This window comes from Stenotrophomonas sp. CASM110, assembly GCF_049384345.1.
Classification (GTDB): Bacteria; Pseudomonadota; Gammaproteobacteria; order Xanthomonadales; family Xanthomonadaceae; genus Stenotrophomonas; species Stenotrophomonas muris.
This window is the reverse complement of sequence record NZ_JBMRGI010000054.1, coordinates 1-458: the sequence shown is the minus strand read 5'-3', so window position 1 is coordinate 458 and position 458 is coordinate 1. Positions and strand designations below refer to the sequence as shown.

1 pseudogene is annotated in these 458 nt (G+C 67.9%); it reads left to right on the top strand.

From position 1 onward, the window contains the following. Positions 1-458 (top strand): annotated as a pseudogene (locus tag VG561_RS21160) (autotransporter outer membrane beta-barrel domain-containing protein); the annotation flags it as partial.

The window sequence follows — 458 nt, the reverse complement described above, 5'->3', positions numbered from 1 at the left end:
TGGCACCATCGCGCTGGAAGGCGGCGCCCTGCGCGCATCGGAAGTGCGCGTGCTCGGCGCAGGCATGCTGGTCGGCCATGGCGACGTGGCGGGTACTGCGATGGACCGCGCTGCATTGCTGGACGGCACCGGCCCGTCGTACCGCGAAGACGGGTTCAACCGCCTGCGCGTGTTCGGCACGCTGATGCCGCGCGGTGGCGACCTGGTCACCCATGGCTACGTCAACATCATGCCGGGCGGCAAGGTGCTGTTCGACGTTACAGAGAATGGTGGCACCACCGCCGGCCGCCTGCGCGTGGGCACCTTCTTCGATGACGAGCAGACCGAGGGGGCACTGGTGATCTCCAAGGGGGCCTTCCTCGAACTGAACGTGGCGCAGGGCTACTACGGCCAGGACTTCCGTCGTGACCTGGTTGAGGGCCCGATCTACCAGGGCGGCTTCGAAGAGGCCGTGCGCC